Annotated in this window: 15 protein-coding genes; 8 read left to right on the forward strand and 7 right to left on the reverse strand. The window is 51.3% G+C overall.

Going from position 1 to position 15,694, the window contains the following annotated elements:
• Window positions 1-40: 40 nt before the first annotated feature.
• Both AC07WB_RS21245 and AC07WB_RS21250 read left to right on the forward strand, forming a co-directional pair.
• A complete protein-coding gene (locus tag AC07WB_RS21245; RefSeq protein WP_097097902.1) occupies window positions 41-487 on the forward strand; it encodes a hypothetical protein in 447 nt (148 codons plus the stop codon).
• 5 nt (window positions 488-492) lie between these two features.
• Window positions 493-1,041, forward strand: a complete 549-nt coding sequence (locus tag AC07WB_RS21250; RefSeq protein ID WP_097097903.1) for an RNA polymerase sigma factor — start codon at window positions 493-495, stop codon at window positions 1,039-1,041.
• Window positions 1,042-1,080: 39 nt separating this feature from the next.
• Here AC07WB_RS21250 and AC07WB_RS21255 read toward each other — a convergent pair whose 3' ends face one another.
• A complete protein-coding gene (locus tag AC07WB_RS21255; RefSeq protein WP_494941269.1) occupies window positions 1,081-2,100 on the reverse strand; it encodes an MBL fold metallo-hydrolase in 1,020 nt (339 codons plus the stop codon).
• Between the two features lie 145 nt (window positions 2,101-2,245).
• Here AC07WB_RS21255 and AC07WB_RS21260 point away from each other — a divergent pair, with 145 nt between their 5' ends.
• From AC07WB_RS21260 to AC07WB_RS21280, 5 genes are all read left to right on the forward strand, one after another.
• The gene (locus AC07WB_RS21260) at window positions 2,246-2,572 is read left to right on the forward strand and encodes a gamma-glutamylcyclotransferase family protein (RefSeq protein ID WP_097097905.1); all 327 of its coding nucleotides are present in this window, start codon (window positions 2,246-2,248) and stop codon (window positions 2,570-2,572) included.
• A 33-nt stretch (window positions 2,573-2,605) separates the two neighbouring features.
• Window positions 2,606-3,400: an MBL fold metallo-hydrolase gene (locus tag AC07WB_RS21265; protein WP_097097906.1), complete on the forward strand. Its 795-nt coding sequence runs from the start codon at window positions 2,606-2,608 to the stop codon at window positions 3,398-3,400.
• 101 nt (window positions 3,401-3,501) lie between these two features.
• Window positions 3,502-4,302: a MetQ/NlpA family ABC transporter substrate-binding protein gene (locus tag AC07WB_RS21270; protein WP_097097907.1), complete on the forward strand. Its 801-nt coding sequence runs from the start codon at window positions 3,502-3,504 to the stop codon at window positions 4,300-4,302.
• Window positions 4,303-4,578: 276 nt separating this feature from the next.
• Window positions 4,579-6,447, forward strand: coding sequence for a low affinity potassium transporter Kup (gene kup, locus AC07WB_RS21275; protein WP_494941270.1), 1,869 nt, complete (start codon window positions 4,579-4,581; stop codon window positions 6,445-6,447).
• 341 nt (window positions 6,448-6,788) lie between these two features.
• On the forward strand, window positions 6,789-7,094 hold the full coding sequence (locus tag AC07WB_RS21280) for a YdgH/BhsA/McbA family protein (RefSeq protein WP_097097909.1): 306 nt from the start codon (window positions 6,789-6,791) through the stop codon (window positions 7,092-7,094).
• Between the two features lie 24 nt (window positions 7,095-7,118).
• Here AC07WB_RS21280 and AC07WB_RS21285 read toward each other — a convergent pair whose 3' ends face one another.
• Genes AC07WB_RS21285 through leuC form a run of 4 tightly spaced genes read right to left on the reverse strand, consistent with a single transcriptional unit; the run spans window position 7,119 to window position 11,080 of the window.
• A complete protein-coding gene (locus tag AC07WB_RS21285; RefSeq protein ID WP_345830702.1) occupies window positions 7,119-8,081 on the reverse strand; it encodes a LysR substrate-binding domain-containing protein in 963 nt (320 codons plus the stop codon).
• 30 nt (window positions 8,082-8,111) lie between these two features.
• Window positions 8,112-9,026: an alpha/beta fold hydrolase gene (locus AC07WB_RS21290; protein WP_097097913.1), complete on the reverse strand. Its 915-nt coding sequence runs from the start codon at window positions 9,024-9,026 to the stop codon at window positions 8,112-8,114.
• Window positions 9,019-9,657, reverse strand: a complete 639-nt coding sequence (gene leuD, locus AC07WB_RS21295; protein ID WP_097097914.1) for a 3-isopropylmalate dehydratase small subunit — start codon at window positions 9,655-9,657, stop codon at window positions 9,019-9,021. Before leuD ends, AC07WB_RS21290 begins: the two co-directional genes overlap by 8 nt.
• Window position 9,658: 1 nt before the next feature.
• A complete protein-coding gene (leuC, locus tag AC07WB_RS21300) occupies window positions 9,659-11,080 on the reverse strand; it encodes a 3-isopropylmalate dehydratase large subunit (protein WP_400457717.1) in 1,422 nt (473 codons plus the stop codon).
• Between the two features lie 362 nt (window positions 11,081-11,442).
• Here leuC and mqo point away from each other — a divergent pair, with 362 nt between their 5' ends.
• A complete protein-coding gene (gene mqo / locus AC07WB_RS21305) occupies window positions 11,443-13,089 on the forward strand; it encodes a malate dehydrogenase (quinone) (RefSeq protein WP_494941271.1) in 1,647 nt (548 codons plus the stop codon).
• A gap of 43 nt (window positions 13,090-13,132) precedes the next feature.
• Here the strand turns inward: mqo and AC07WB_RS21310 are convergent, their stop codons facing one another.
• Together AC07WB_RS21310 and AC07WB_RS21315 are read right to left on the reverse strand one after the other, a co-directional pair.
• Window positions 13,133-14,281, reverse strand: coding sequence for an alpha-hydroxy acid oxidase (locus AC07WB_RS21310; RefSeq protein ID WP_345830692.1), 1,149 nt, complete (start codon window positions 14,279-14,281; stop codon window positions 13,133-13,135).
• A 70-nt stretch (window positions 14,282-14,351) separates the two neighbouring features.
• Window positions 14,352-15,602: a flavin-containing monooxygenase gene (locus AC07WB_RS21315; protein ID WP_400457710.1), complete on the reverse strand. Its 1,251-nt coding sequence runs from the start codon at window positions 15,600-15,602 to the stop codon at window positions 14,352-14,354.
• Window positions 15,603-15,694: the final 92 nt, after the last annotated feature.

The following is a 15,694-nucleotide window of genomic DNA, read 5'->3' on the forward strand; positions in this document are numbered from 1 at the left end:
ATCACAAGCCGTTATCTAATAATGTAATGAGGAAAGAGCAATGAGAGATTTTGATATGCACAGACGCGATCACGGCCACCATTTTGGTGGTCACCGCATGGCAAAACCGCTGATCATCGGTGCCGTTATTGTTGCCGTACTCGGATTGCTGGTGATGTCGCTTTGGAATGCGTTACTGCCGGGCATCGTCGGCGTGAAAAGCATCGGTTTCTGGCAGGCGTTGGGGCTGTTAGCGCTTTGCCGCATTCTGTTTGGGGGGTTGGGTTTCCGCCCAGGGATGTTTGGTATGGCACGCCGCCGTATGCATGAACGCTGGATGCAAATGACACCGGAACAGCGCGAAGAGTTTATGCAGCATCGCCGTAATCGTTTTGGTCATCGCGGCCACCGCGATCGCTGCGACTGGCACGGTGGTCGTCGTGACGAAAGAAACGATTCTCGCCCGCAGCCCGATAGCAACGCGTCCAAACCCAGCGATTCCGAGTAATCGTGATGCCGCAGGATTCACTGCTAATGTCAGCAATCAACGCCTGTCGCACAAAGCTGAAGGCGTTTATTCGCGGTCGAACGGCGGTGCGTGAAGATGCTGATGATATCTTGCAGGAAGTCACCTATAAGCTGATGCAGGTAGAGCAGCCGGTGGAGAACGTCGCCGCCTGGCTGTTTCGCGCGGCGCGCAATGAAATGACCGACCGCGCGCGTAAAAAGACCGAACAGCCTCTTTCGAACGTCTTCGGCGGTGACGAAGAGGGTGAATTTCCTGAGGATGAGCTGGCGGAAACCTTATTTGGGGTGCCGCAAACGCCAGAAGATGAATATTTAAAAGCGTTGCTGTGGGAAGAGCTGGAGGAAGCGCTCGCTGAGCTTCCAGCGTTACAGCGCGAGGTATTCGAGAAAACCGAACTCCTCGGATATAGCTACCATGAGCTGGCAGCAGAAAGCGGCAGCAGCGTGCAGGCTTTATTGTCGCGCAAGCATAAAGCGGTACTGTTTTTGCGCACCCGCTTACGCAGCCTGTACGATGAATTAACCCTCGATTGATAAAAAGCATCCCAGCCTCATGCGCTGGGATGCTGCTTTTTACCACCAGGAGGCTTCTTCCTGCGGCTGCAAAAATTGCACGCCCTGCCCGATTTGCGGCATACAGAGTTTGATTTGATGTTCTTTTGCCAGCGCGACTATTTGATTCAGCGGATCGTTCCAGTGATGAAATGCCAGATCGAAGGTGGCATTGTGAATCGGAAACAGCCATTTCGCGTTCAGATCTTTAAAGGCTTTTATGGTGTCTTGCGGCAGCATGTGAATATCGGCCCAGCGACGGTCATAAGCCCCATTTTCCAGAAATGCCATATCGAATGGGCCAAACTTATGGCCGATCTGTTTGAATCCGTCGAAATAGCCGGAATCACCACCAAAGAACAGGCGGAATTCATCGCTAATGATGCTCCACGAGCACCATAAGCGTTTATTACCGTCAAATAAACCTCGCCCGGAAAAGTGCTGCGAAGGCGTTGCGACAAATTGAATGCCGCCAATATCTGTGGATTCCCACCAATCGAGCTGCGTAATTTTCTCCGGCGCAACGCCCCAGGATGTAATCAAGTCGCCAACACCGAGCGGAGTCAGGAAATATCGCACCCGATCTTTGAGCTGCATGATGCTGTGATAATCGAGATGATCATAATGATCGTGCGAGAGAATAATCCCTTCGATGGGCGGCAGCGCGTCGAGTGAAATAGGTGCCGGCTGAAAGCGTTTGGGACCTAATCGGCGAAACGGTGACGCACGCTGGGTAAATACCGGATCGGTCAGCCAAAATTTGCCCTGTATTTTAAACAATAATGAAGAGTGTCCAAGCCGATATACACGCTTATCCGGTGCGAGAAGCAGCTGCTGCGCGCTAAGAGGGATAAGCGGTAATGCATGCTCGGGAACCGTATTTTTAGGTTTGTTAAACGTAAAGTCCCAGATAAGTTTGGCATATTCGGCCAATCCCAGCTGCTGGCGTGGAATGCCATTATTAAATCTCTTGCCATCAAATTGTGCGGATTGTGGATAGCTTTTTATCGTGCAGCGGGCAATGCTCGAACTATTCATCATTGATCTTTTACCTCACCAGGCGGGTGGTTCAGAATAGCGATTTTCAATAGTACGCACATCACATATCGGGCGGTCTGCATGCCGGGGATGACATCATCCCTGCGGCAGAGTAAAGTGCCGCTTTTGCTTGATTTTACGAGGGAAAATGGAACGTTTATTTGTTTACGGTACGTTACAACCAGGCCACTCCAATGCCCATATTCTGGAAAATATCGGCGGCGAATGGCTGGCGGGATCGGTTGCAGGCATCTACTACGCGCGTGGCTGGGGCGCTGCAGCGGATTTTCCCGGCATTGTTTTGCAGCACGACGGGCCACGCGTGCAGGGTTATGTGTTTATGTCCGATCGGCTGGCGTCACATTGGCCGATGCTTGATGAATTTGAAGATGGCTACGATCGCGTTGAAGTCGACGTGATCACCCTTGATGGACAGCCGCTCTCGGCATGGATTTACCAGCTTCAGCCGCAGTAATAAGCATGTTTCATTTATGGTCAGGAGTCGAGCATGATTAAAGTCTGCACTGCATGCGGCACGTCTTACGACGAGCAACGTGAAGAAATCAAACGCTGCGCAATATGTGACGATGATCGGCAATACGTGCCGGCAACCGGGCAAAAATGGATGCCGCTGGAACGCCTGCTCGTCACTCACAGCAATAAATGGCAGCAGCACACCGCCACACTCTTTAGCTTGCAGACGGTGCCTGGCTTTGCCATCAATCAACGCGCCTTTCTGCTGCGAACATCTCAGGGAAATATTCTTTGGGATTGCATCGCTAATCTGGATAACGCCACGAAAGCCATTATCAGCGCGCTTGGCGGTATTCACGCCATCGCTATTTCACACCCGCATTATTACAGCACCATGCAGGATTGGGCTGCCGCCTTTAACGCGCCGATTTACCTCCATGCCAGCGATCGTGAATGGATTATGCGCTCCAGTTCCCATATTCAGCTTTGGCACGGTGACGAACAGGAAATTTTACCTGCAGTGAAGCTGATTCGTCTTGGCGGCCATTTTGCCGGGGGTTGTGTGTTGCATCATTCGCACAATGACGGCTTACTTTTAAGCGGCGATATATTGCAAGTCACGCCTGGCGCTAATGCCGTGTCATTTATGTGGAGCTACCCAAATATGCTGCCACTCTCTGCCTCGACGGTGAGCGACATTATGCTTCGGCTTTCACCGTTAAAATTTGAGCAACTTTACGGCGCATTTGAGCATCGTGAAATTTTGACCGAAGCGCAGAAAAAAGTTCTGCATTCGGGCGAGAAATACATCGCCTGTTTGCAAAAGTAGCGGCCCCTGAACGAATTCCAGGCGAACGGCTCACCAATGGATGTACAGACGTCTAGATATCCATTATAGTCCGTTTCCTACGTTAAGAGGGGACCTGCGCAATGAAGAAAATAATACTCACAACTCTGCTGGCTGCTTCCGTTGCACTGTTGAGTGGCTGTAATAAAAACGATGAAAACCACATCAAAGTGGCCATAAATACCGGGCCAGACCAAGCGTTATGGGACACAGTGAAGCAAGTTGCGCACGACAAATATCAGCTGGATGTTGATGTTGTCGCCTTCAATGACTATGTACAGCCAAACGAAGCGCTGTATAACAAAGATGTTGACGCCAATGCGTTTCAGAGCCTGCCCTATCTGGAGATGCAATCAAAAGAGCGCGGTTACCACTTCGCCGTAGTAACCAACACCTTTGTATTCCCGATTGCGGGTTATTCCCGCAAGATAAAATCGCTTAATGAGTTACCCATCGGTGCCACTGTAACTATCTCTAATGAAGCGACCACGCTGGGCCGCAGTCTGCTGCTGTTACAGGCGCAAGGCCTAATTAAAGTAAAACCAGAAGCGGGTCTGCTGCCCACCACGCTGGATATCACTGACAATCCTAAAAAGCTGAAAATTGTGGAAGTTGATACGCCGCAGCTAGCGCGCACCCTGGATGACCCACAGGTTTATATTTCCATCATCAACAACAACTTTGCTGCCCTGGTGAATCTCTCTGCTTCGCGTGATGGGATGTTTATGGAAGGCAAAGCCTCACCGTACGTCAATGCCATCGTGGCGCGTGAAGACAATAAAGACAGCGCCAACGTGCAGAAGTTGAAACAGGCCTTCCAGTCGCAGGAAGTGCTGGATAAAGCGAACGAAATCTATAAAGGCGATATTATTAAAGGCTGGTAATACCCGGCAAAATAAAGCCGCGCAACGCATTTTTTTGCGCGGCTATCTCAACATCAAGCCCCTCTTTCTCTTCACATTTGCTTTCCTCTCTCACTGTTAAAACGATTAATCAACTACGCTCAGATCATAAACCAGGCAGCAATATAAAAATGCCGTAAAAATATCGGCGATTGGCGTAAAAATGGTGTTCATAAATTCGCCTTACTCTGTTCGCCCGCGTAGCAAACGGGTATGTTCGCCATCATGAGTCTCAAACCTGATACCTACAGGAAATCTATGAGTCAGAACGAAAAACAGTCCCTACCGGCAGGGATGCTAGCCGCAGCGGGCATTGTGTTTGGCGATATCGGTACCAGCCCACTTTATACCCTCAAAGAGTGCCTCTCCATTCTGCCCGATGGCGGCATATCAACCACGGCGGTGATGGGCTTTCTTTCGCTGATTTTCTGGGCGCTGACGCTCATCGTCACCCTGAAATATGTTTGTTTTGTCATGCGAGCCGATCACGATGGCGAAGGCGGCGTTCTGACGTTGATGTCGCTGGCGCGCCAGCACGTTGGAGAAAAAGCGGGTCACATCATTGTGCTGGCGGGCTTAATTGGCGGCGCGTTCTTTTATGGCGATGGCGTTATTACGCCGGCAATTTCGGTGCTATCGGCGATTGAAGGGATTGAAGTGGTTTCCCCAGAGTTGGATAAATATGTGGTACCGCTGGCGGTAGTGATTCTTACCCTACTGTTTATCATTCAACGGCACGGAACGGAGAAGGTCAGTAAAGTATTCGGGCCGGTGATGTTTGTCTGGTTTGTTTCAATCGCCCTGCTAGGTATTCGCGGTATCGCACTCAACCCTGACGTGCTCTACGCGCTCAATCCTTCCTACGCACTGACGTTTTTACTGAGCCATAAAGCGCTCTCGTTTGCCGCGCTCGGCATGGTAGTTCTGGCGGTAACCGGTGCAGAAGCGCTGTATGCAGATATGGGACACTTGGGTAAAACACCGATTCGCATGGCCTGGCTGGTCATCGCCATGCCTGCGCTGGTACTTAACTATTTTGGTCAGGGTGCATTAGTGATTGCCAATCCGCAGGCTATTAATAACCCGTTTTTTAACCTCGCACCTGCCTGGGGGCAAATTCCGCTGATTGTGCTTTCGACAATGGCAACGGTGATTGCCGCACAATCCGTGATTTCCGGGGTATATACCCTGACGCATCAGGCGATACGTCAGGGCTTCCTGCCGCCGATGCGCATTATCTTTACGTCACATACCGAATCCGGACAGATCTATATTCCCGTGGTGAACTGGCTGCTGTTTGTTGCCGTAACGGTGATTGTTTTGGCCTTCCGCCAGTCTTCGGCGCTCTCTTCCGCTTACGGCATCGTCGTCACCGGAACAATGGTGATTACCGCCTGCCTGGCAGGCGTCGTCGCGCTGCGTAACTGGAAGTGGCCGTTACCGGTCGCTCTCATTTTCCTGCTGTGTATGCTCAGCATTGATGTACCGCTATTTAGCGCCAATCTGATGAAATTGTTCTCTGGCGGTTGGGTGCCCGTGTTGCTGGCGCTCAGTATGATGGGACTCATGCTGATTTGGAGCAGCGAGCGTAATCGTTTAATTCGCCGATTGAATAACGATCCAGAAAGCTTGCAAGCATTGGTCAGATCGCTGGAAACCAATCCGCCCAGTCGCGTGGCGGGCACGGCGATTTTTCTGGCGCGGAAACAGCACGAAATTCCGCAGGCGCTGCTGCATAACCTCAAACATAACCGCGTATTACATAAACGCGTGGTGCTGCTACACATCCGCACCGCTGATATACCGCGCGTTTATAATCAAAAGCGCCTGAGCATCTCCCAGCTGTCCCCTTCATTCTGGCAAGTCACCGCCACTTATGGTTGGCGCGAAACGCCGTCAATGGCTGAAATTCTGCATCTGTGTGGGCTGGAAGGATTTGGCTGTACCGTGAATGAAGCCTCCTTCTTTACCTCACATGACACCCTGGTGATGAAAAAAAGAAAAGGTCTGATGCGGGTGAAAGGCGGTATCTTCCATTTCTGCCAGCGTAATGCGCTGCGCGCGCATGAGCAGTTTAATATCCCGCCGAATCGGGTGATTGAGTTGGGCGGACAGCGCGAGTTTTAATTTTTCTAACGCCACCCTTAGTCGGGTTGCCATGAATGCGGCTGTCAGAAGCGCTTTACCGTTTTTTGTCAGGCCGCCATTCATGACAACATTTTTAACACCGGCAAATGTAACCACATGCAAATATATTCGCGGAAGTTTGAATGAGTTGTGGCTGAAGATTTCTTAACATCTAATTAGCAATTAAAGCTAAAACGCTTAACCTCAAAACGTGTTTATTAGCTTTACCGGCAATGATCACCCGCCGTGAGCATTTTTGGGATGTAAAAGCGCATTATCAACAATTGAACAACTCGCAGCTTCAGCCATGGGCTCAGCTATTCTTTCCGAGGAGTATGGCCATGAAACAATTAATTAATGATGTTATCTCAATCTTTACACCGCAATCTGTAAAACCCGTTTTAATTCGTGCTGATTTAACCCATCGCGAAATTTCATCAATCCATCCGGTTGGATTTACTTCCGTGAGCTGGGCCACCTCAATGGAAGAACTGAATGACGCATTTGTGCAAAAAGCACTTGCCGCTGGCGCTGTGGGCTACCACATCACCGACGTTGAGTCTCACGAGCCGGCGCACGATGGCCAACACGTGATGGCTGCAACAGCGACGCTTTATCACATCAATAGTAAAGTGGCCTATGGCTGATGTTTACTGTCGTCCTGCATGAATTCATAGCCTGCCTTGCGTCATCGGCAGGCTTTTTTCTGCGAAATACTCCGACAGAAAATCAATAAACACCTTAATACGCGGAGATTCTGAAGAGCGTTGTGTATAAACCGCCCATATATTGGCTTCCTGATACCACTGCGGTAAAACGTGAACGAGTTTGTTCTCTGTTAAATAAGGTGAAACGTCCCAGGCTGAGCGCAGTGCAATCCCGTGTGATTTTAATGCCCAGTTAAGAATCACTTTGCCACTGTTGGATGAATAGTGACTATTAAGACGACAAACAATTTTGTTCTCACCATCGGTCAATGTCCAATGCCCAAATGTATTGTTGTTTTCATTAATAATAAGGCAGCTGTGATCCATCAAATCGCCCAGCGTGGTTAATGCAGGTGACTGCGCTAAATACTCTGCCGATGCGCATAAAATACGCCGATTAGCTGCTAATTTTTTGGCGATGTAAGAGTGATTAATATCATCACTGACGCGAATATCAACATCGATGCCAGATTGCAGCAGATCAATATCGCGATCGGTGAGAATTAATTTGATATTCAGCGAGGGATGACGCGCCATAAATTCTGCCACGGCGTCGGAAAGATAGTCTTGCCCAAAACCAAAGGAGCAAGCCACGGTGAGGTCGCCGGTCAGCTCTCCGCGCCACTGCTGGAAATTATTCAGGAAAGAATCCATTTCATGCACCACCTGCAGCGCGCCCTCCAGCGCTTTTTCACCTTCGGGCGTCAGGCGCATCACACGGTTGGTGCGAAAAAACAGCCGGGTTTCCAGCTGCTTTTCAAGGATGGCAATACGTTTGCTGATGTAAGATGGCGACTGGCCCAGCTCCGTCGCGGCGCGGCCAAAACCTTCATAGCGCGCCACGCTGATAAACACGTACAGATCGTCTACTGAAGGCCAGCCCTGCAAGGGTTTCTGATAACTTTTTCCGGCAAGCAATATCTTCATAACACCACAGCGTTAAAGAAATTTAGCCGGTTATAACACAGAATCCAGGAAGCACTGAAGCTGGCTTAAAAACAGTTCGGGTACTTCCTCATGCGGCGAGTGGCCACAAGGTAATGCCTGCCCTTGCACATGACGCGCTTTATCCTGCCAGGTATCCACTACGTTATATAACTGACCAACCGTGCCCTTTTCACCCCACAACAGCAATAGCGGAGATTCAATACGTTTATCACTGTCTTGCGCGTCGTCGTCTAAATCGATGGTGGCCGCAGCGCGATAATCTTCGCATACTGCATGTATCATCGCTTTATTTTGATAACAGCGCAGATAATCATTAAATATTTCATCCGAGGTTGCGCCTGGCGTTTTTAATTGGCCATCAATGTGTTTACGCAGAAATAAAGCCGGGTCGTGACCGATCATGGTTTCGGGTAACGGGTACGGCTGAATCAGGAAAAACCACCAGAAATAACGCGTGGCGAATGTTTTATCGGTTAATGCATACATGGTTGCGGTAGGTGCAATATCGACAAATACGCAGCAGGAGAGTTTTTCCGGGTGATCGAGCGCCAATCGGTGCCCGACGCGGGCGCCGCGATCGTGGCCCACGAAAGCCACGCGCTCCCATCCCAATGCTTCAATCAGCAGGCTAATGTCATCGGCCATCACGCGTTTTGAGTAGGGGCGATGGGTTTCGTCACTCGGCGGTTTATCACTGTCGCCATAGCCACGTAAATCCGGCAGGATAACGCGATATTTTTGCGCCAGCTGCGGCGCAATCTTGCGCCACGCCAGATGATTCTGCGGATGACCATGCAAAAGCAGCAGCGGCGGCCCTTCGCCGCCCATGGCTACGCGTAACGTAATGCCGTTAGCCAGACGCACGTCGCTAAGCGTAAAGCCTTCAATAAACGGCGAATCTCCCTGAGGCGTTATCTCACTCATGCTGTTCATCCTTTGCCGTATTCGCGCGTTTCAGCCACGGACGTTGGGCAAAATGCTGCGTTTCAAACTGGCTAATATCAGAGGCGTATTGCAGCGTCCAATCTACAGCGCTTCCGCCGCCCAGCAGCATTTCACGTTTCAATGCGCTCACGGAGAACGCAATACGTTGATTATCGAAAAGGATCGCCTGCTGTTCCAGCGAAACGGTAATGCGATTGTTGGTAGGATCGTTCGCCACTGCACTCAATCGCTGGTAATCCTCATCACTCAACGTCAGCGTCAGAACACCGTTGCGCTGGCAGTTATCATCAAAGATACCGGCAAAACTGGTACCAATAATGGCGCGAATGCCGAGCTGATTGAGCCCCCACACCGCATGTTCGCGGCTGGAACCACAGCCGAAATTCGCCCCCACCAGTAAGAAAGTGGCGTGTTCCCACCCGCGCTGATTGAGAATGAAATCCGGGTTTGGGCTGCCATCGGCCAAAAAGCGCAGGTCGAAGAACACGCCGCGATCTAAACCTTGGCGATCAATGCCTTTGAGAAACTGCTTCGGCATGATCACATCCGTATCAATATTGGCAGCCGGTAACGGGGCGAGCGTGCCGGTAATGTTATTAAACGCTTCCATTTTAAACCTCTGCTGTCATAAAGCGGCGGACGTCAACCAGATGACCGGCAATCGCGGCGGCGGCAACCATCGCCGGACTCATCAAATGCGTGCGGGCACCTGCGCCCTGACGGCCTGGGAAATTACGGTTGGTACCTGAAGCGCAACGATCGCCAGGCGCAAGCACATCTTCATTCATTGCCAGACACATTGAGCAACCTGATTGACGCCACTCAAAGCCGGCGTTGATGAATATCGCCGCTAATCCTTCCGCTTCTGCCTGCTGACGCACCTGAGTTGAACCAGGAACGATAATGCCTCGCACGTGTGGCGCAATTTTATGGCCGTCGATAATGGCGGCCGCGGCTCGTAAATCCTCAATTCGACCATTGGTACAGGAACCAATAAAGGCGTGCGTGATGGCGATATCGGCTAACGGCGTGCCGGGTTCCAGCCCCATGTATTTCAGTGCGGTATTTAACGCCTGCTGTTTAACCGGATCTTTTTCCTGCGCGGGATCGGGGACGCGCCCCGTGATAGCGCCAGCTTGATCCGGGCTAATTCCCCAGGTCACTTTGGGTTCGAGGTCACTACAATCGATGGTAATGCGGCGATCAAAGGGCGCGTCAGCATCGCTCTTTAATGCACGCCACTCCGCAACGGCCCGATCCCACATTGGTCCCACCGGCATTTGCGGTTTGCCCGCAATATAGGCAAAGACCTTTTCATCCGGCGCGATGATAGCGCCGCGAGCACCGGCTTCCACCGCCATGTTACACAGCGTCATGCGCCCTTCCATACTCAGCGCCGCAATGGCAACACCGGTAAATTCAATGGCAAAACCGGTAGCGCCTGAAGCGCCAATCTGCTCAATCAGCGCCATGATGATGTCCTTCGCCGAGCAGCCAAATGGCAACTCGCCGTTCACCGTCACCAGCATGGTTTTCAACCGGCGATAAATCAGCGTTTGCGTGGCAAGCAGATGCTCGATTTCCGAGGTGCCGATGCCGAAGCCAAGTGCACCAAACGCGCCGTATGTGGTGGTATGGCTATCACCTGCAGCGATCACCATTCCGGGCATGACCAGGCCCTGCTCGTGGGCAACAACATGTTCAATACCCTGACGTGGATCCATCACATCGAACAGTTCAATGCCAAAATGCGCGGCATTCTGGCGGAAATAATCAACCTGTAATTGTCCACCGGCATCGGTCATCGCGTCATCGCGTTCGGGACGCGTTGGGTTGACGTGATCGACATTCAGTAAAATAGTGCCGGGATTACGCACCGCACGCTGGTGATCGCGCAAACCGCTAAACGCCTGCGGGCTGGTGTACTCATTCAGAATAGAGCGGTCGATGTACAGCAGCACATGCCCTTCGTCGTCTAACGTCCGAACCACATGCTGATCGATCAGTTTTTCATACAGCGTTTTGTTAGCCATGCCGTTGCCCACGTGAAAGTGTTTAAACAAATCATTAGAGACCTTAGGGTAATACAGTTTTGCTACGCGCAATGAACACGCTTCGTGCAGTGATGGTTTATGAAATGTGCAGCGGTAGGCGAGGTTTTTATTTGACCTAAGTCGCGTCAACCGATATAAAGAATAACCGCGTGACCTGAGCGGTTTATCCTCGCTTTACTCCCTGTTTTGCTTATGTTTTATCCGCCTTTCTTTTTTTAAAGTTAATTAATTAACACCAATACTTTATTAACTAAAAATAAGTTAATCATTTCGTAACAATCTCTTAATGTGCAAACCGAATTTTTAACGTTCACCTGCATTGCATAATAAGTAGGACTGGAATGACTCACACCAAAAAGATCGTGTCTGCCCTATCGCTGGCAGCGCTGTTTGTCTCTTCTGCGCTACACGCTGAAGATGCACCAGAAAAAACTGACGTGCTGCTGATTGGCGGCGGTATCATGAGCGCCTCGCTTGGCACCTGGCTGCAAGAGCTTCAGCCGGGCTGGAAACAGCTGATGGTTGAGAAGCTGGATGGCGTGGCACTGGAATCGTCCAACGGCTGGAACAACGCCGGTACGGGGCACTCTGCTAACATGGAGCTGAACTACACGCCAGAGCGTGCAGACGGTTCAATCGACGTTAGCAAAGCGCTGGAAATCAACGAAGCGTTCATGATTTCTCGTCAATTCTGGACTTCACAAGTACAGCGCGGCGTGTTGCACGATCCACACTCGTTTATCAATTCGACTCCGCATATGAGCTTCGTTTGGGGCGACAAAAATGTCGAATACCTCACCAAGCGCTATGAGGCGCTGCAGAAAACGACGCTGTTCCAGGGCATGAAATTCTCAACCGATCATCAGCAGATCCAGCAATGGGCACCGCTGGTGATGGAAGGCCGCGATCCGAACCAGAAAGTTGCTGCAACCTGGACGCCAGTGGGCACCGACGTCAACTACGGTGAAATCACCCGTCAGCTGATCGGCAGCCTGAAAAAAGATCAGAACTTCAAGCTGGAAACGTCTACTGAAGTCACTGATTTCAAGCGTAACAGTGACAACTCCTGGCACGTTACCGTTAAAGATGTGAAGAGCGGTGATAAGCGCTCTGTCGATGCGAAATACGTGTTTATCGGCGCAGGCGGCGCTGCCATTAAGCTGCTGCAGAAAACCGGTATTCCAGAAGCCGATAACTACGGCGGCTTCCCGGTCGGCGGTTCCTTCCTGATGACCGAAAACCCAGAGATCGCCAACCGTCACCTGGAAAAAGTGTACGGCCAGGCCTCTGTGGGCGCACCGCCAATGTCCGTGCCACACATCGATTCTCGCTACCTCGACGGTAAGAAAGTGGTGCTGTTTGGCCCGTTCGCCACCTTCTCGACCAAGTACCTGAAAAACGGTTCGCTGTTCGATCTGCTGAGCGCCACCACCACCAGCAACATCATGCCGATGACGCATGTGGGTATTGATAACTTTGATCTGGTGAAATACCTGATTGGTCAGGTGATGCTGAATGATGATGATCGCTTTGCTGCGCTGAAGGAGTACTATCCAAACGCACGTAAAGAGGACTGGAAACTGATTCAGGCCGGTCAGCGCGTACAGATCATTAAGAAAGACGCAGACAAAGGCGGCGTGCTGAAGCTGGGCACCGAAATTGTGACCGATCAGCAGAAAACCCTGGCAGCGCTGTTAGGTGCCTCACCAGGTGCATCGACTGCCGCACCTATCACCCTCGACGTGATGAAGAAGCTGTTCCCAGAGCAGTTTGCATCGCCAGAGTGGCAGCAGAAGATCCGTGACGTCGTGCCAAGTTTCGGCCAGAAGCTGAACGGCAACACCGCGTTGACGCAGCAGGTTTGGGACAATACCGCAGCCACGCTGCAGTTGACTAAACCGCCGGTGATTAACATGGGCGACCAGACCGTGGCGCCAACGCAGGCCAAGCCGCGTGTGGAATCAGGCAAGCAGGATATGGCGCTGTAATTCACGCCAGAAATGAACAAAGCCGGACCATGTCCGGCTTTTTTTATCGGCAAATATCCTGACGCAATATCGTCGCATCAATTGCGGCCACTTCCGTTTTGCCACAAAACGCCATTGAGAGGTCGAATTCATTACGGATGATATTCAGCGCACAGGTTACGCCCTGCTCACCTAATGCCCCCAATCCATACAGCATGCTGCGGCCGATATAGGTGCCTTTGGCGCCCAGCGCGATAGCCTTGAGAACATCCTGTCCGGAACGGATGCCGCCATCAAAGTGCACTTCGGCCTGATTTTTCACCGCATCAACAATCAGTGGCAACATGGATATCGATGAAGAGACGCCGTCCAGCTGACGACCACCATGATTAGAAACGATCACGGCATCCGCACCCGCTGCCACCGCTAATCGCGCATCCTCAGCATCCATGATGCCTTTGACAATAAGTTTGCCGCCCCAGCGCTGTTTAATCCACTCAACATCCTGCCACGAGAGGCAAGGATCAAACTGCTGCTGCGTCCACGCCATCATTGCATCAATACTCTCTACCCCGCTGGCATGACCAATAATATTGCCAAAATTACGATGCGGTGATGCCAGCATGTTGCGGCACCAGCGCGGTTTGCTGGCAATGTTGATCATATTTTTCAGCGTCATTTTGGGCGGCGTGGATAAGCCATTCTTGATGTCTTTGTGCCGCTGACCAAACACCTGTAAATCCATGGTAACCACCAACGCACTGCAGTTGGCGGCTTTAGCGCGCTCAATCAAACGGGCGACAAACTGACGATCGCGCATCACATACAGCTGAAACCAAAAGGGATGGTGCTGTGTCGCCTGTGCCACCGCTTCGATAGAACAGATGCTCATGGTGGATAGCGTGAAAGGAATGCCAAAATTTTTTGCTGCCCGCGCGGCAAGGATTTCACCATTGGCATGCACCATGCCGGTTAAGCCGGTGGGTGCAATCGCCATCGGCAACGTAACGGGTTGCCCCAACATCGTGCTGGTGGTGCTGCGCTGAGAGATATCGACGGCCACGCGCTGACGAAATTCGATGCGTTGCAGGTCGGCCTCATTAGCGCGATAGCTGTATTCCGTCCATGAACCTGCATCCACATAATCATAAAACATTTTCGGTACACGCTTACGCGCCAGAAGGCGTAACTCTTCAATACAGGTTATGTTCATCAATCGGCATCCGAAAATATTCACTACAGCGCGGCTGGGTGCGTATTTATACGCACCTCATGCGCATAAATTACGATTTTACGTAATCGGTATAGGCATTTTGCAACACGATATGGTCAGCTATATATTTCGCATCATGCCAGACACCATAAATAAATGAGGACGCACGATTAACCAAATTCGGCAGGCCAAGAAAATAGATGCCACGTTCTGCTGAAATACCGCGCTTATGGAATGGCACACCCTTTTCATCAAATGCATCGACCTGTAGCCAGCTAAAATCAAATTTAAATCCGGTGGCCCAAATAATAGTGCTAATCCCTGCGCCATGAATATCCAACTTAGCCAGCGGATTAATCAGGCATTCAGGATCCGGCAATAACTCCCACGCCTGCGGTTCCGGCGGCAGGTCCAAACCGTTGCGTACAATATAAGCATCTGCATCACGCAGCACATCGAAATAGGCTTTATCCCCTTCGGCAATATTCTCCGCCAAACCTTCGGCAAAGCTGAGTACGCCATCATCCCAACGCGTCGTGATGCCCACAAGCGTGATGCCCATGTGGGCCAGACGACGAAAATCTACCGTTTTGCCGCCTTCATAGCCGCTCACCGCAAAGGCAACGTGCTGTTTTTTCGGCTTGATCTTCACCTCATCCCACAGGCCAAGTGCGCCGAGCCACCAGCAGTAATCACGGTCGCGATAGGCGCGCGGCGGACGATAGTGTTCGCCGACTGAGAGATACACGTCACGCCCTGATTTTCTTAACTCTTCCGCGATTTGTGTCCCGGAAGCGCCAGCACCCACCACCAGCACGCCGCCTTCCGGCAGCTGCTGAGGATTTTTATAGCCCGAAGAGTGGATCTGATGCAGCGCGACGCTCTCTGGCACAATCTGCGGGAACGAGGGCTTTTGAAAAGGCCCGGTGGCGGCTACCACGTTATCCGCCTCAAATTCTCCCGCCGAGGTGACGACTTTAAATCCGCTGCGTCCGGCCAGGCGCTCAACCAGATAAACCTCAACGCCAGTTCGCACGGGCGCATCGAGCATTTTTGCGTAATCCTCGAAATATTGCGCCATACGCTCTTTGGGCGGAAAAGCTTCCTGGGAAATATTGTCGAATTTTAATGACGGAAAACGATCGTGCCACGCTGGACCATTCGCAACTAATGAATCCCAACGTTCAGAACGCCAGCGTTCGGCAATACGACTACGCTCTAAAACCACATGGGGAACCCCCATTAATGACAGATGCTCACTCATCGCAATACCTGCCTGGCCTGCCCCGACAATCACGGTATTCATTTTTTCTACTGACATGTGAATTTCCTAAAGATGAACGACTCCGCCCTTTTCATGGAAAAGAGTCGCATTGAAGTTAATCGGTGCGTTAGAAAGCGCTGACGCTCAGT

Source organism: Pantoea sp. GW821-FHT03E06 (assembly GCF_059420725.1).

Excerpts from the sequence above, each read along its gene's own strand:
- AC07WB_RS21255 (WP_494941269.1), bottom strand. The coding sequence starts at position 2,100 with ATGATGAATAGTTCGAGCATTGCCCGCTGCACGATAAAAAGCTATCCA.
- leuD (WP_097097914.1), bottom strand. The coding sequence starts at position 9,657 with ATGGAAGCGTTTAATAACATTACCGGCACGCTCGCCCCGTTACCGGCT.
- AC07WB_RS21245 (WP_097097902.1), top strand. The coding sequence starts at position 41 with ATGAGAGATTTTGATATGCACAGACGCGATCACGGCCACCATTTTGGT.
- mqo (WP_494941271.1), top strand. The coding sequence starts at position 11,443 with ATGACTCACACCAAAAAGATCGTGTCTGCCCTATCGCTGGCAGCGCTG.
- AC07WB_RS21260 (WP_097097905.1), top strand. The coding sequence starts at position 2,246 with ATGGAACGTTTATTTGTTTACGGTACGTTACAACCAGGCCACTCCAAT.
- AC07WB_RS21280 (WP_097097909.1), top strand. The coding sequence starts at position 6,789 with ATGAAACAATTAATTAATGATGTTATCTCAATCTTTACACCGCAATCT.
- AC07WB_RS21250 (WP_097097903.1), top strand. The coding sequence starts at position 493 with ATGCCGCAGGATTCACTGCTAATGTCAGCAATCAACGCCTGTCGCACA.
- AC07WB_RS21270 (WP_097097907.1), top strand. The coding sequence starts at position 3,502 with ATGAAGAAAATAATACTCACAACTCTGCTGGCTGCTTCCGTTGCACTG.
- AC07WB_RS21315 (WP_400457710.1), bottom strand. The coding sequence starts at position 15,602 with ATGTCAGTAGAAAAAATGAATACCGTGATTGTCGGGGCAGGCCAGGCA.
- leuC (WP_400457717.1), bottom strand. The coding sequence starts at position 11,080 with ATGGCTAACAAAACGCTGTATGAAAAACTGATCGATCAGCATGTGGTT.
- AC07WB_RS21265 (WP_097097906.1), top strand. The coding sequence starts at position 2,606 with ATGATTAAAGTCTGCACTGCATGCGGCACGTCTTACGACGAGCAACGT.
- AC07WB_RS21310 (WP_345830692.1), bottom strand. The coding sequence starts at position 14,281 with ATGAACATAACCTGTATTGAAGAGTTACGCCTTCTGGCGCGTAAGCGT.
- kup (WP_494941270.1), top strand. The coding sequence starts at position 4,579 with ATGAGTCAGAACGAAAAACAGTCCCTACCGGCAGGGATGCTAGCCGCA.
- AC07WB_RS21290 (WP_097097913.1), bottom strand. The coding sequence starts at position 9,026 with ATGAGTGAGATAACGCCTCAGGGAGATTCGCCGTTTATTGAAGGCTTT.
- AC07WB_RS21285 (WP_345830702.1), bottom strand. The coding sequence starts at position 8,081 with ATGAAGATATTGCTTGCCGGAAAAAGTTATCAGAAACCCTTGCAGGGC.